Origin of the sequence: Nostoc sp. (genome assembly GCF_036917615.1) — a bacterium.
Taxonomy (GTDB): Bacteria; Cyanobacteriota; Cyanobacteriia; order Cyanobacteriales; family Nostocaceae; genus Nostoc.
Window position 1 is genome coordinate 23,011 of record NZ_JBALCZ010000095.1, and the last position, 13,655, is coordinate 36,665.

Annotated in this window: 10 protein-coding genes and 2 pseudogenes; 3 read left to right on the plus strand and 9 right to left on the minus strand. The window is 43.1% G+C overall.

Features of this window, described 5'->3' with window-relative positions; genetic code table 11:
• Positions 1-84 precede the first annotated feature (84 nt).
• Positions 85-729: a hypothetical protein gene (locus tag V7K85_RS36250; RefSeq protein WP_334821557.1), complete on the minus strand. Its 645-nt coding sequence runs from the start codon at positions 727-729 to the stop codon at positions 85-87.
• 232 nt (positions 730-961) lie between these two features.
• Here V7K85_RS36250 and V7K85_RS36255 point away from each other — a divergent pair, with 232 nt between their 5' ends.
• A complete protein-coding gene (locus V7K85_RS36255) occupies positions 962-1,171 on the plus strand; it encodes a hypothetical protein (RefSeq protein ID WP_334821559.1) in 210 nt (69 codons plus the stop codon).
• On the opposite strand, the gene V7K85_RS36260 is transcribed toward V7K85_RS36255, so the two are convergent.
• The 5 genes from V7K85_RS36260 to V7K85_RS36280 form a co-directional block, all read right to left on the minus strand.
• The gene (locus V7K85_RS36260) at positions 1,114-1,443 is read right to left on the minus strand and encodes an MgPME-cyclase complex family protein (protein WP_300421040.1); all 330 of its coding nucleotides are present in this window, start codon (positions 1,441-1,443) and stop codon (positions 1,114-1,116) included. The genes V7K85_RS36255 and V7K85_RS36260 overlap by 58 nt on opposite strands.
• 65 nt (positions 1,444-1,508) lie before the next feature.
• Complete coding sequence (locus V7K85_RS36265) at positions 1,509-2,225, minus strand: SnoaL-like polyketide cyclase (RefSeq protein ID WP_334821561.1); 717 nt, start codon at positions 2,223-2,225, stop codon at positions 1,509-1,511.
• Between the two features lie 219 nt (positions 2,226-2,444).
• Complete coding sequence (locus tag V7K85_RS36270) at positions 2,445-3,170, minus strand: pyridoxine 5'-phosphate synthase (protein WP_334821563.1); 726 nt, start codon at positions 3,168-3,170, stop codon at positions 2,445-2,447.
• Between the two features lie 146 nt (positions 3,171-3,316).
• Positions 3,317-3,571: a DUF5615 family PIN-like protein gene (locus V7K85_RS36275; protein WP_334821565.1), complete on the minus strand. Its 255-nt coding sequence runs from the start codon at positions 3,569-3,571 to the stop codon at positions 3,317-3,319.
• Positions 3,572-3,664: 93 nt separating this feature from the next.
• A complete protein-coding gene (locus V7K85_RS36280; RefSeq protein ID WP_334821567.1) occupies positions 3,665-3,967 on the minus strand; it encodes a DUF433 domain-containing protein in 303 nt (100 codons plus the stop codon).
• A 245-nt stretch (positions 3,968-4,212) separates the two neighbouring features.
• Here V7K85_RS36280 and V7K85_RS36285 point away from each other — a divergent pair, with 245 nt between their 5' ends.
• A complete protein-coding gene (locus tag V7K85_RS36285; RefSeq protein WP_334821569.1) occupies positions 4,213-10,173 on the plus strand; it encodes a trifunctional serine/threonine-protein kinase/ATP-binding protein/sensor histidine kinase in 5,961 nt (1,986 codons plus the stop codon).
• Between the two features lie 103 nt (positions 10,174-10,276).
• Positions 10,277-10,396, plus strand: a pseudogene (locus V7K85_RS36290) (type II toxin-antitoxin system HicA family toxin); the annotation flags it as partial.
• 160 nt (positions 10,397-10,556) lie between these two features.
• On the opposite strand, the gene V7K85_RS36295 reads toward V7K85_RS36290, so the two are convergent.
• The 3 genes and pseudogenes from V7K85_RS36295 to V7K85_RS36305 form a co-directional block, all read right to left on the minus strand.
• Positions 10,557-12,659 (minus strand): caspase, EACC1-associated type, encoded by a 2,103-nt coding sequence (locus V7K85_RS36295; RefSeq protein WP_334821571.1) that lies wholly within the window; start codon positions 12,657-12,659, stop codon positions 10,557-10,559.
• 31 nt (positions 12,660-12,690) lie between these two features.
• Positions 12,691-13,068 (minus strand): hypothetical protein, encoded by a 378-nt coding sequence (locus tag V7K85_RS36300; RefSeq protein WP_334821573.1) that lies wholly within the window; start codon positions 13,066-13,068, stop codon positions 12,691-12,693.
• A 269-nt stretch (positions 13,069-13,337) separates the two neighbouring features.
• Positions 13,338-13,655: pseudogene (locus V7K85_RS36305) on the minus strand (dihydroxy-acid dehydratase domain-containing protein); the annotation flags it as partial.

The following is a 13,655-nucleotide window of genomic DNA, read 5'->3' on the forward strand; positions in this document are numbered from 1 at the left end:
CCAAAATTTAAAATCTAAAATTCGGTCAGTTGACAAATTACCACTTTGGCAGATCGCATCAGTATTTCAGAAAACTTAATATCACTATAACCGCACACTTGAGCGCAGCAGAATCACCTTACGACTATCTACTATGCTGGCAACAAAACCGCTTTTGTTCAGCTTCTGCAATGTCTTGTATGCTTCACTTTGGTTAGTGGTATAAACTGCCAGCAAGTAAGGGCGTTGTCCATAAGAAACAAAACCGACGTTACCTCCTACTGCTTGCTGCACACTATTTACTAGTTCTGGACGATTGTAATAATCTACTAGCACTGCATAACCCTCTCCTAAGGCTTGAGGATTATAGCTGACTGTCTGCTGAGGTAGCTGTTGCTGTGGCTGCACATCTGGCGTTGTTGGTCGAGTGGTAATTATGGCAGACAAGCCAACAATATTGCTGACATATCTCGCCCAGCGATTGGCATCGTCAATTTTGTTAAAGCCCCCTACTCGCGTCACAGTTTCGTTGAGATATTTGCAAGTGATGGTCTTAAGTTTAGGTGGTAAGGCACTACGCAACTGCTTTTGATTATTTGCTGTGGGACTGACTACTAATAAAAGATACTCACCCGCATTTGGTGGTTGACAAGGGGGAATAGCTTGTTCGGCAAAGACAGAACTCCTGCCACCAATCAAAAGAGCGATCGCTAATCCTAAAACACTTGGTAAAGTCTGAAATCTATGCACAAAAGTTAGATTATGTAAATCAAGGTGTCTTAGAAGATTTTATAAGAAAAAAGCTGAAAACTTAGCTACTTCAGTATGGGTATGAAAAGAGTGTAAAAAAATATATTTTGTTATGTGCAAATAAAATTAGCGAGTGGGGGAGCAGGGGGATAAAGGAGATGTGGGGGACAACAGGGACAAGGAAGAATTTACTCTCCCTTCTCCCCTGTATCTTTTCCATACCTCATGCCCAATGACGGCAGTTGCTCCACTTGGGGAAACCCCAGCCTCTCGTAGAGAAGGCTTTACGCTCCGCTATCGCCCTACAGCCCTACGGGCATCCTACGGCGGGCGTCTCCGGCTAGCGCCAAGGGAGAAGACCGCACTGCCTTCCCAATGCCCAGATCAGGAAACAGTAGCAAGCGATGCCAGTGCATCGGGTATTGTCTCAGAAGGTGCCTGAAATTCACCAGTGATGACGTACTCTAAACGCAGTTTTAACCAAGTAATAAATTGGGGATTAGTGGAAATAATTGCTACTGCTGGTTGGGGACACTTCGCCTTTAGCTCTGTAAACTGCGGTGTTTCCAAGAAAGCTGGTTGCTCAACCAACCAAAAATCTATTTGTTTTTCTTGTTCGTGGTAGTGACGGGTGCGCTCTTTGATAACTTCATGTATAGGTTCTTCTTGAAGAAGAAAGCGTTGACTGGCCAAAACGTAATAGTATGTTTGCATTTTCATCCTTTGATTGCTATATGAATAATTTAAGGGTACAATGCTGCACTCTGTACCCTTATAAACTAACTTTTGCGAAATTTCTTGAACCAAGAACTGAACGGACAAGCACTTACCTGGTTTTCAGCATTTGTCTTACCACCAGATGTTAGCTTTTCCAAGAATAAACTATTGTCAAAGTAGTGTTCCAAGGAAATAAGCTTCAAGTCATCGGTAACTTTTGCAATGCTCATGCCGATAATTTCTATCGTCTCTCCAGTCGATGCATGGTCTTTATATTCTCCATTAAAATGTCCCCAATGCCGCCACTTGAATGTCACATTTGGTGGCCCTGAGAAAACTTCCACCACTTCCCAAGGAAATCCTTGGGGAAATGTTGTGTGGAAGACTTTTGCGGATGATTCAAAGCTTTCTTCTGAAGCTTTGTAATGTTCTGAATCAGCCATAAACAAATTGTAAGTACCTTGGGCTGATACATCTGCTGCTGTGTACTCTACTCCACCATTGGTACTCACGCGAAACTTGTCATTCACGACAGATAACCACTCTTGCGGGTTAGCTTTGAAGGATACCTCCATCTCAAAGGTTCGTACCAAGTTTTGCACGATCGCTTCCAGTGTACCTTCAAGGTGATTGTAAATACTTTCTTGGGCAAGATTCTGGTTTGAACGAGAATAATCAGGCGGTGTCTGATAACGCCACTCCACATCATTGCTTTCTGCTATCACCTGATCCCGATGCTGTACCCAAAGCGGCAGGTTGTTAGATTGTGTTGCGCTCATAGAAGTTTTTGCTGAAGATTTGATCCCAATTTCTAGATTTCGCAGTGACAACCCCTCTAAAGTTCAAGGGAGTGGGGGAGATGAGGGAGCAGGGGGAGCAGGGGCAGAAGAATTTTAGATTTTAGATTTTGGATTTTAGATTGAAATTTAATCCAAAAGACGCTCGCGGACTCGCTAACGCTGCGCTATCGTCAATCCAAAATCCAAAATTGAATTGCCCTATGCTCTATGCCCTCTTATAGCTTGTTTCATTTCGCGGACTGCCCTTTCCATACCTACTAATGCAGCTCGACTGATGATGGTATGACCGATGTTGAGTTCTTCCATACCTGGAAGCGCAGCTACAGGATAGACATTCCAGTAGGTGAGTCCATGTCCAGCGTTGACTCGCAATCCAGCTTGAATCGCTTGTTCACACCCTTTAGCTAATATGGCTAATTCTCGCTGGCGATTTGTTTCATCCTTAGCCTCAGCATATTGTCCAGTATGCAATTCTATAAACCGCGCCTGTATCTTGACAGATGCTTCGATTTGTGCTAGTTCAGCGTCGATAAATAAACTAACTGGAATATTAGCGCTTTGCAATTTATCAACTATCTCACCTATTCTAGCAAGTTGCCCGACAATATTTAGTCCGCCTTCCGTTGTGACTTCCTCGCGCTTTTCCGGGACTAAAGTCACATAATCTGGTTTGAGATCGAGAGCGATCGCTAGCATTTCATCTGTAGCGGCCATTTCTAAATTAAGATGCGATCGCACTGTTTGCCGCAACAGTAGCACATCCCTGTCTTGGATATGCCGCCGATCTTCGCGCAGATGCACTGTAATCCCATCTGCACCGCCTAATTCTGCCAGCACCGCCGCCGCCACGGGGTCTGGTTCCACCGTCCGCCGTGCTTGCCGGATGGTGGCGATGTGGTCAATGTTAACGCCAAGTGTAAGCACCCCAAATTTCTCCCGAATCCACAGTCCTCAGAACTTGATTTTACCGGAAACAACGGCAGTTTTGCTTGAGAACTAGAGACACATCACGCAGGTTAAATGCGATGTCTACGATGGGCTATTCGGTGTCACTCAAAAGAAAACTGAGTTTATCTCTTGAGAAATTCCAGATTATTCTGCATTTGTGCGGCAGACTTTATTGATATTAGTTGCAGCAGTTGTCTCATCTGATCACCAATTGAGTAACGTTGTTGAGAGGCAAGGATAATTCCAGCATGACTCTTGCCTTCTGTCAGATATTTTATATGCAAACGATAGAAGTCTCCTTTGTTAAAAGAATACAAAACACGTTCAAGACTGGTTGCATAGTCCATCTGCATCGCTATGCCCAAGCATTCCGGCATCACTGGCTGTAATCACATCTACTCCCCGTGACCGAAGCGCAGTTACTAGAACCCTATCCATCGAGTGTTCATCTAGATAGAGCAAAAGCATGATTACTTAATGAGTCGGGATTTACAATGCTCTTGTTCAAACAATTTTGTCTCAGCTTCTTCTGCTGCAATGTCTAATTCAACTTCCTCGCGGTTGGCATGATAGTAGGTCAGAGCAGCATAAATCTGTGCCAAAGTTAGCGTCGGATGTCCAATTCGATTCAGGATCTCTTCTGGCATCAGACCAAGTTTATACCAAAGGATGATACGACGCACGGTTAGTCCTGTTCCAGTAATGATTGGTCTGCCACCCTGAATGTCAGGAGAGGACGTAATTAAAGTACCAATATCAACCGCTGTAATCATGTTTGTTTTGTTCAACCTCTTGAAGATAATCAGCTTTTTTATCGTTTCATCTGTAGCAACTATTTCTAAAACTTTCCTCAGAACTTGATTTTATCGAAAATAGTGGGAGTTTTGCTTGAGAACTACAGACACGATGTCTACGATGGGCTATTCGGTGTCGCCTAAAAGAAAACTGAGTTAGAAAAAGCTGATTTTTGGGCAGACTACTTTAAATAAATAGCTGATTTAACGAGAGTTGATCAAGTATGAATACAGCAGTTGAACCGATGGACAAGCTTTTGAACTATCGAATTAGCGATCAACTTTATGCAGGGTCTAGAACCTTGGTTTACCGTGCAATTCGAGAGGCCGATCAACTTCCGGTCGTAATCAAACTGCTCCAGCAGGAGTATCCTACCTTCAACGAACTGCTGCTGTTCCGTAATCAGTACACTATCGCTAAAAATATTGACCTACCTGGTATTGTTCATCCCTATAGTCTGGAACCTTACGGCAACAGCTATGCTTTGGTGATGGAGGATTTTGGTGGCATTTCCCTCAGAGATTGGATGAACAAAAAAATCGGGAGCAACCAATATACTTTGACAGAGTTCTTGGAGATTGCGATCGCTCTGAGCAATATTCTTGACGGACTCTATCGCTATCGGGTTATCCACAAAGATATCAAGCCTGCCAACATTCTCATTAATCCGGAAACTAAGCAAGTTAAGTTAATTGACTTTAGCATTGCCTCTCTTTTACCTAGAGAAACCCAGGAAATTCACAGTCCTAATGTCTTAGAAGGTACTCTCGCTTACCTTTCCCCGGAACAAACCGGGCGGATGAATCGCAAAATTGACTATCGCTGTGATTATTACTCTCTGGGCGTTACCTTCTATGAACTGCTTACCGGACAGCTACCCTTCCAGTCTAATGATCCGATGGAGTTGGTTCACTGTCATATTGCCAAGCAACCGGATCAATTCAAAATTCAAAGTGACGCTCTCTACGAGACGCTGCGCGAACGCGGACTCGCTAAGGCTCCGCTAACAAAATTCAAAAATGAAGAACCGATTCCCGAAGTTCTTTGTGACATTGTGATCAAATTGATGGCGAAAAATGCTGAAGACCGCTATCAGAGTGCATTAGGCCTGAAATTTGATTTAGAACAATGTTTGGAGCAATTGAAGAACAGGGGTAGAATTGAGAGTTTCCCAATTGCACAAAGGGATATTTGCGATCGCTTCATCATCCCAGAAAAGCTCTACGGTCGCCAAGCCGAAGTCAAAAGCTTACTGGATGCCTTTGAGAGAGTCAGTCAGGGAAGCACTGAAATTATGTTGGTAGCAGGCTTCTCTGGGATTGGCAAAACTGCTGTGATTAACGAAGTTCACAAGCCAATTGTGCGACAACGAGGTTATTTCATTAAAAGTAAATTTGACCAATTCGGGCGCCACATTCCTTTCTCTGCCTTTGTGCAAGCCTTTCGAGATTTAATCGGACAACTGCTGAGTGAAACTGACGCCCAATTTGAGCAGTGGAAGTGCAAAATTTTCTCTGCTTTGGGTGAAAACGGACAAGTGATGATTGAGGTGATTCCAGAACTGGAAAGTATGATTGGTAAACAGCCTCCTGCGCCGGAACTCTCCGGGAGTGCAGCACAAAATCGCTTCAATTTGCTGTTTTTGAAATTTACTCAAGTCTTCACGACAAGAGAACATCCATTGGTGATCTTTATTGATGACCTGCAATGGGCAGATTCTGCTTCTTTAAAGTTAATGCACTTATTAATGAGCGAAGCTGACATTGGCTATCTGCTATTAATTGGTGCTTATCGAGATAACGAAGTCAACCCAGCACATCCATTGATGCTGACTTTGGAAGAGATTCAGAAGTTAGACGCTACAGTCAATACGATTACCTTAGCTCCCCTGGCTCAAATATCCGTCAATCATTTAGTTGCAGATACATTGATTTGCTCCCTAACATTAGCCGCACCGTTAACAGAGTTAGTATTGAGCAAAACCAAAGGCAATCCTTTCTTCAGCACCCAGTTTCTCAAAACGCTATATCAAGATCAACTAATTACATTTAATTTTGAAGGTGGTTATTGGGAATGTGATCTTACTCAAGTGCGATCGCTTGCTCTGACTGATGATGTAGTAGAGTTCATGGCAATTCAACTTCAGAAGTTGTCAATCGAAACTCAAGAAGTTTTGAAATTAGCGGCTTGTGTGGGAAACCAATTTGATTTGGCGACATTAGCGATCGTCCATGAGAAATCCCAGGTGGAAACAGCCGCAGATTTTTGGAAAGCTGTGCAGGATGGGTTGATTATCCCTACCAATGAGGTCTACAAATTCTATCAAGAGGAGTCAGAATTCAGAATTCAGAATTCAGAATTTCCGCAATACAATTCTCCCGATTGTTGTTACAAATTTCTTCACGATCGCATTCAGCAAGCTGCCTATTCACTAATTCCTGACAATCAAAAGCAATTGACTCACCTGCAAATTGGACGTTTGCTGCAACAAGCCACCATGGCAAATGAACGAGATGAGAAAATTTTTGCGATCGTCAACCACCTCAATCAAGGGGCGGCTTTGATTAGTGATCAGCAGGAGCAACAGGAACTCGTGCAGTTAAACTTGGCGGCTGGGCGTAAAGCCAAGAGTGCAACAGCTTACGCAGCAGCTTTAGACTATTTCAATACAGGTATTGCGATGCTAACAGGTAATTGCTGGCACAGCCAATACCATCTCACCTTCATCTTGTATGAAGGAGCAACAGAATCAGCTTACCTCTGCACCCATTTTGAACAGATGGAACAGTTAGCTGAGGTTGTGTTAAATCATGCCCAATCCTGGCTAGATCGGGTAAATATCTACACTATTAAAATCCAGGCTTGCATGGCACAACATCAGCAGCTAGAAGCCTTGCGACTAGCACGGGAAGTGCTAAAGTATTTGGGAGTACATCTGCCAGAACGACCCACCCAAACAGATATCAAGCAGGCACTGAGGCACACCCAAACCTTGCTCAATGGCAGGTCAATCGAATCTTTGCTGGAATTACCTCAAATGACCGCACCGGACAAAAAAGCGGCAATGGTTATTTTATCCAGCATTATTTCTGCTGCTTATCAAGCTGCCCCTGATCTGTTGCCCTTGGTGATCTTTGCCGAGTTCGATTTATCAGTAGAATACGGCAATGCTCCAGAATCGACTCATGGCTATGTGATGTACGGGTTAACCTTGGTTGCCATATTAGGAGATATTGACGCAGGCTATCGGTTTGGGCAATTGGGGGTGAATCTCCTGCAACGTATCTATGCCTCCAAGCTAGCCGCTAAAACCATTTTTGCCTTTAACTGCTTCCTCAGACATTGGCAAGAACCTGCAAAATATACCCTAGAAGGATATTTGCAAGCTTACTCCAGTGGGCTAGAAACGGGTGATGTCGAATATGTTGCTCTCAGCCTGATGTGTTATTGCGACACAGCTTACTGGAGTGGTCAGGAACTATCTGCCTTAAGACAAACGATAGAATCTCATCGCAAGGTCATTCAGCAATTGCGCCAGGATAGTTGTCTCCACAAACAAAGTATTTATCATCAGGTTATAGTCAATTTGTTGGAGGTTTTGCCTGAACCAGAGCGGTTGCTTGGTGAATACTGCCATGAAGATGAAATAATTCAGCTTTACCTCAAAACGAATCAGGAAACAGCACTCTATCAGGTTTATTTCAATAAACTGCTCCTCTGTTATCTGTTCCAACACTATGAACAAGCTCTGCAAAACGCCAAACTGGCAGAACCCTATTTGGATGCAGTCACAGGACTAATGCTAGTTCCAATCTTTTATTTCTACGATGCACTAGTTCGATTAGCGGTTTATCCAGATGCTAGTGAGACAGACCAAATCAGCATTATCGAGCGGGTGACAGCCCATCAAGAAAAACTCCGTATCTGGGCAGATCATGCACCCAGCAATCAGGCTCACCGCCATGCTTTAGTTGTTGCAGAAAAATGTCGAGTCTTGGGCGCGAGAGCAGAGGCAATTGAGTATTACGATCGCGCCATTGCTAAAGCCAAAGAAAACGAATACCTCAACGAAGAAGCTCTTGCCAACGAACTCGCAGCCAAGTTTTATTTAGAATGGGGCAAAGAACGCATTGCCCAAGAGTATTTGATTAATGCTTACTATTGCTACACACGCTGGGGCGCTAAAGCCAAAGTCGATGACTTAGAACAGCGTTATCCACAACTGTTAGCCCCCATTTTACAACAGAGGCGTTCACGAAGTGACTCCCAAAGAGTATCGCCACTCACGCCCAATGAGACAATCACAAATATTGACAGCATTGCTACCTTGCACCCAAGTATTAGCAAATCAGTAAGTTCGAGCAGCAGTGCATCACTAATGCTAGATTTAGCAACAGTTCTCAAAGCCTCTCAGACTCTATCCAGTGAAATCGAACTGGAAAAGTTACTTACGAAGCTCCTGCAAGTGGTGATTGAAAATGCTGGAGCAGACAAGTGTGCGTTACTCCTACTCAAAGAAGGTAGATTGGTAGTTGAAGCGACTGCTCAAGTTGGGCAGCAATCAATCCTGCTACAGTCCATTTTTGTGGAAGATAGCGCAGACGTTCCCCATAGCCTAATTTACACCGTCAAACGCAACCTGCAACCTACGGTGATCATTAATGCAACAGTGTATCCGGCGTTGATAGCTGATCCCTACATCATTCGTCAGCAACCCAAAAGCTTACTGTGTACGCCGATTCTGTATCAAGGCAAACTGTTGGGGATTTTGTATTTAGAAAACAATCTTACTACTGGAGCGTTTACAAGCGATCGCGTCGAAATTCTGAATCTGTTATGCACTCAAGCTGCAATCTCCCTAGAAAACGCTCGACTTTATCAGCAAGCACAAGATACTCTACAAAACCTGGGACAGACCGAACAATTCTTGCGGTTAATTATTGACAATATCCCCCAGTCTGTTTTCTGGAAAGACCGCAATTGTGTTTATTTAGGCTGTAACCATAACTTTGCTCAAGCTTTGGGTATAGGACTGCCAGAAAATGTTATCGGTAAAACAGACTACGACCTTCCCTGGACTCGTGAAGAATCAGATTCGTATTTTGAGTGCGATCGCCGTATTATGGAGTCTGGACAAGCTGAACTCAATATTATCGAAACCATCCAGAAAGCAGATGGAAAACAAATCTGGTCGAATACAAACAAAATTCCGCTACGAGATCAAGAAGGAAAAGTTTTTGGCATCCTTGGCACATGTGAGAATATCACAGAACACCACCAAGCACAACACTTGCTACAACAGCAAAAACAACAATTAGAACAAGCGTTGCAAGAACTCCAAACGATGCAATTGCAATTGGTGCAGGGTGAGAAAATGTCTGCCCTTGGGAATCTGGTAGCAGGTGTTGCCCATGAAATTAACAATCCTGTCGGCTTCATTGCCGGCAACTTAGAACCAGCAAAAGATTATGTCAAGGATTTGTTTGGGCTAATTAAGCTTTATCAAGAGAAATTTCCAGAACCAGGCTCAGACATTGAAGACGAAATTGATGCGATGGACTTGGATTATTTACGCGAAGATTTACCTAAATTGCTGGACTCAATGAAACTTGGTATTAACCGTATCCGCAGTATCAGCACTAGTCTGCGAACCTTCTCCAGAGCAGATAAAGATTACAAAGTTCCTTTTAATATTCACGAGGGCATTGACAGTACTATTTTGATTCTGAGACATCGTTTAAAAGCCAACGAAAACCGTCCAGAAATTGAGGTAGTAAAAAAGTATGGTAAATTACCCTTAGTGGAATGCTTTGCTGGACAACTCAATCAGGTGTTTATGAACTTGTTGGCAAATGCTATTGATGCACTTGAAGAATACAATACACGGAGTTTAGAAGACATTCTAGCCAACCCCAATTGCATCACCATTCAAACCCGTGTAGCCGAATCAGGTCAGCACATTTTGATTAAGATTGCTGATAACGGGGTAGGAATGTCACCGGAGGTCAAGCAACAAGTATTTGACCATTTATTCACCACCAAACCTGTAGGAAAAGGTACAGGTTTGGGATTAGCGATCGCTCGTCAAATTATCGTCGAGGGACATGGCGGTTCACTCTTCTGCACTTCAGAAGTTGGACAGGGCACAGAGTTTGTCATTCAAATCTCTACTCAACAACATTAATAAATAAAAAGTAATAAAGTAAAAATACAGCTTACTTTTGCCTTTTAAATTTTAACTTGGAGTAAAGGGACGATAATGCTTAAATTCCGCAAAGGCTGGTTTTTATGTTTTGCGACAACGTGGAAGTCACATCATTTTACGTCGAGATGAGCCATTTGCTGAAGTGGTTGTTCCAAATCATCAAGAATTAGACAAAGGAACTTTACGAGCAATTATTAGATAAGTTAGGCTGAGTGTCGATGAGTTTATCGAGCTACTGCAAATGAGAAAATGAAAAGATATGATCGCTATTGGGTAAATAATAATTTCTAGTAATTTATATATATAGTATTAAAGATGCGATCGCTTCCCATCTTTAGTAGATAATTATTGCCAGAATATAGCTACTTTTGCAACTCTTTGAGTTTCTCTAATGACTGTTGATATAGCTTTGTGTTTCCTTGTTGCTGATGAAGGTCTACGGCTTTTTGATAATCTGCGATTGCTCCCTGCTTATCTTTTAGAATAGAGCGGGTATAACCCCGGTTGTGGTAAGCATAAGAATAAGTGGAATCGATACGGATAGCCTGGCTATAATCCTCAATTGCTTTCTCATAATCTTTTAAGTCAGCGTAGGCAAGACCTCGGTTATTATAAGCATCCGCATAAGTGGGATCGATAATGACAGCCTGGTTATAATCCTCAATCGCTCCTTTATAATCTCCCAAGTTACGGCGGGCTCTACCCCGATTGTTGTAGGGCAACTTGAGTGGATCATACTTAAACTCGATGGCTTTTGTGTAATCGGAAATTGCCTGGTCGTAGTTGCCTTGGCCAGCGTAGGCAAGACCTCGGTTATTATAGGCAAAAGCGTACTTGGGGTTAATTTGAATCGTTTTGTTGTAATCGATAATAGCTTGCTTGTAATTGTCCAAGTTATAGTAAGCCCAGCCTCGACTAAAGTAACTGTTAGCATGGTTGGGATTAACCCAAATATACTGGTTTAAATCCTCAATTGCTCCTTTGTAATCTTTAAGCTCATTACGGGCATAACCTCGGTTGTAGTAGGCAATTGTAAAATTTGGATCGAGCCGCAGCACCTCGTTAAAATCTTCAATCCCTCCCTTATAGTCTTTTTTGTTAGACTTATCGAGTCCCCGATCATAAAAATCTTTAGCACTCATCTCGGTTGTAGGAGAGACAGTGGGATTAGTAGGAGGTGTAGATGATTCTACTGGGCTAGGCTGTGTCGTCACCGAAGGATCGTGCGGCTTCACTAAGAAAGAGAAAGCTAGAACTACAGTAGTGAGGACACCTGCGCCAATCATTACTCTGGGGTTTCTTAGAACTGCAACAGCTTTGTTTGGTGGTTTGACTGGTGTTGCATCATAGCTTTTGGACGCTGTAACTTTATCTGGAAATGGAAATAATCCGTTTTTGGGACTAATTCTCGTTTCAATTGACACTATGTCTTCATCTCTAAGTCCTAAAATTTCCTGATAACGTCGCAAATCATTGCGAGTATAGTCACTCAAAGTCTGCTCGCGCCCGATCGCATCAACTAATGCTTGCTCATATTGCTGCAATTTTTGTTGATACTCTCGATAAGGTTTTAAAACCTCAGCTTCAATTGTAGCAGTTTCTTCAGGGAGCAACTTCAAATTCAGACGTAGGGCATCTAATATTCTGCGACCAATAATCGAAATCTCGCCCCGACTGGCATAAATCTCTACTTCTTTGCGATACTTCAGTTTTGGATCACCAATCGGTGCTTTAGACAACAGGATTTTAAATCCTTCTTTGACTGCATAGATTTCTGGTTGCATGGCGGGAGCAGCTTTTTGAACTTTCCTTTTGGCGTACTCATGCAACTCATCAACAGAAACTGCACCATCGCTATCTAAATCTGCCGCACCTGTTTCAATACCTTCAATCAGATAACGGGTATAAATCGAAAGATTTGCTTCCTGTTGCTGGAAAGAATATTCAGTAGCAGTAGAAGAGGTCAAGACAACTCGCCCTTCGCCACCAAGTTCAGCCCGGATATCGAGAGAACCGTCATCTTTGGCTGACCACCCCTCAGCAAACGCCCCACTAAAGCAACAGTCGAGAATTACGACTTGGCGCTTGCAGTGGCTATCGCTCATGATGTCATGAACAAAGCTGGCGGGAACGGTGGTTGATTTGATTAGTCGTCCTTGAGGATTTTTGCGGGTAAGGCGAGTGGCAAGGTGAAGTTTGCCGCTCTCATCTTTAATGCCGTGACCGGAGAAGTAAAATACTACAAGGTCATCTTTACGCCGATCGCTAAACAGTGTCTCGATGGCTTCCTGCATTTTTTGAGGATCGGGATTCTCCAGTTTTTGGATATCTGTTTCAGCAAAATCACCCATTTCTGGATGTTGCAAAACTTTGGCGATCGCTTGCATATCCTTTACTGAAGCTAGTAATGGGTTAAGACCAGGCTCGTACTCGCTGACTCCGATTAGCAGTGCTACCTTAACCATCTTGCTATCCTCTTTTTTATTATGGGATTTCTCAACCTGCGGCTACAAACTTTTGCGCGGCTTCCAGCGCTACTGTTAATTCTTCTCGACTGCTGGCTTTTACTTTGAGTTTTTTACCGTTAGCCTCAACTTCCAATTCTATAGTTTTGTTACCAAGGCGATCGCCCACAAATCCCAATACTTTCTTAAAATTGGCAACACTCACCTCGGCTTGCAACACTCCCAGCAGAAAACCCCCAAATGCCTTTGATCCTGGAGGAGTTTCTGTAACTGCTACAAGTTCAGCACTTTCTACATCTAAATCTCTGATCTCTCGTAGCAGATTCCCCGTTTCCCGTTCTTGCTCTTCTGTATCTAAGCTGGGATTAGAAAGAGCGATCATCAGTTTGACGTTAGATTGAGAACTCATTTTGTACCCTTTTCGGTTTTTTAGCAGTTGAGTGTCAACTATATTTGCGTGATTTCTCTATTGACATCATAACTGCTATGCAAATTTCCGGAAACTTATTCAATATTTTTACAAAAACTCATAAAATTTAGCAGGACTTACGCAGTGAAAACCTGAACCTCGTTCGCGTAGGTGCGCTTCGCGCATTCCCATTAAAATGTAGGAGAATTAAAAGCCCCCTTTTTAAGGGGGTTGGGGGATTTTTTGTGCGTAAGTTTTATTTAGCTCATTTAAAACAAGTCCAAATCTGTCACAGCACCAATACTGCTAGAAGATACTAATTTAGCATATTTCGCCAACACGCCTTTAGTGTAACGCGGAGCGGGAGGTTGCCAGTTGGCACGACGACGGGCCAATTCTTCTTCGGATATATTCAATTGCAATAAACGAGCGGGTGCATCAATAGTAATATTATCGCCTTCTTCTACAAGGGCGATCGCACCACCAACTGCCGCTTCTGGTGCAACGTGACCAACCACCATGCCGTAAGTGCCGCCAGAAAAGCGTCCGTCGGTAATTAATCCCACAGCATCACCCAAACCAGCACC

What these genes read in the sequence shown, in the direction of transcription:
- V7K85_RS36255 (WP_334821559.1), top strand. Translation starts at nt 962, where the DNA reads ATGACGGCAGTTGCTCCACTTGGGGAAACCCCAGCCTCTCGTAGAGAA.
- V7K85_RS36260 (WP_300421040.1), bottom strand. Translation starts at nt 1,443, where the DNA reads ATGCAAACATACTATTACGTTTTGGCCAGTCAACGCTTTCTTCTTCAA.
- V7K85_RS36265 (WP_334821561.1), bottom strand. Translation starts at nt 2,225, where the DNA reads ATGAGCGCAACACAATCTAACAACCTGCCGCTTTGGGTACAGCATCGG.
- V7K85_RS36275 (WP_334821565.1), bottom strand. Translation starts at nt 3,571, where the DNA reads ATGCCGGAATGCTTGGGCATAGCGATGCAGATGGACTATGCAACCAGT.
- V7K85_RS36280 (WP_334821567.1), bottom strand. Translation starts at nt 3,967, where the DNA reads ATGATTACAGCGGTTGATATTGGTACTTTAATTACGTCCTCTCCTGAC.
- V7K85_RS36285 (WP_334821569.1), top strand. Translation starts at nt 4,213, where the DNA reads ATGAATACAGCAGTTGAACCGATGGACAAGCTTTTGAACTATCGAATT.
- V7K85_RS36295 (WP_334821571.1), bottom strand. Translation starts at nt 12,659, where the DNA reads ATGGTTAAGGTAGCACTGCTAATCGGAGTCAGCGAGTACGAGCCTGGT.
- V7K85_RS36300 (WP_334821573.1), bottom strand. Translation starts at nt 13,068, where the DNA reads ATGAGTTCTCAATCTAACGTCAAACTGATGATCGCTCTTTCTAATCCC.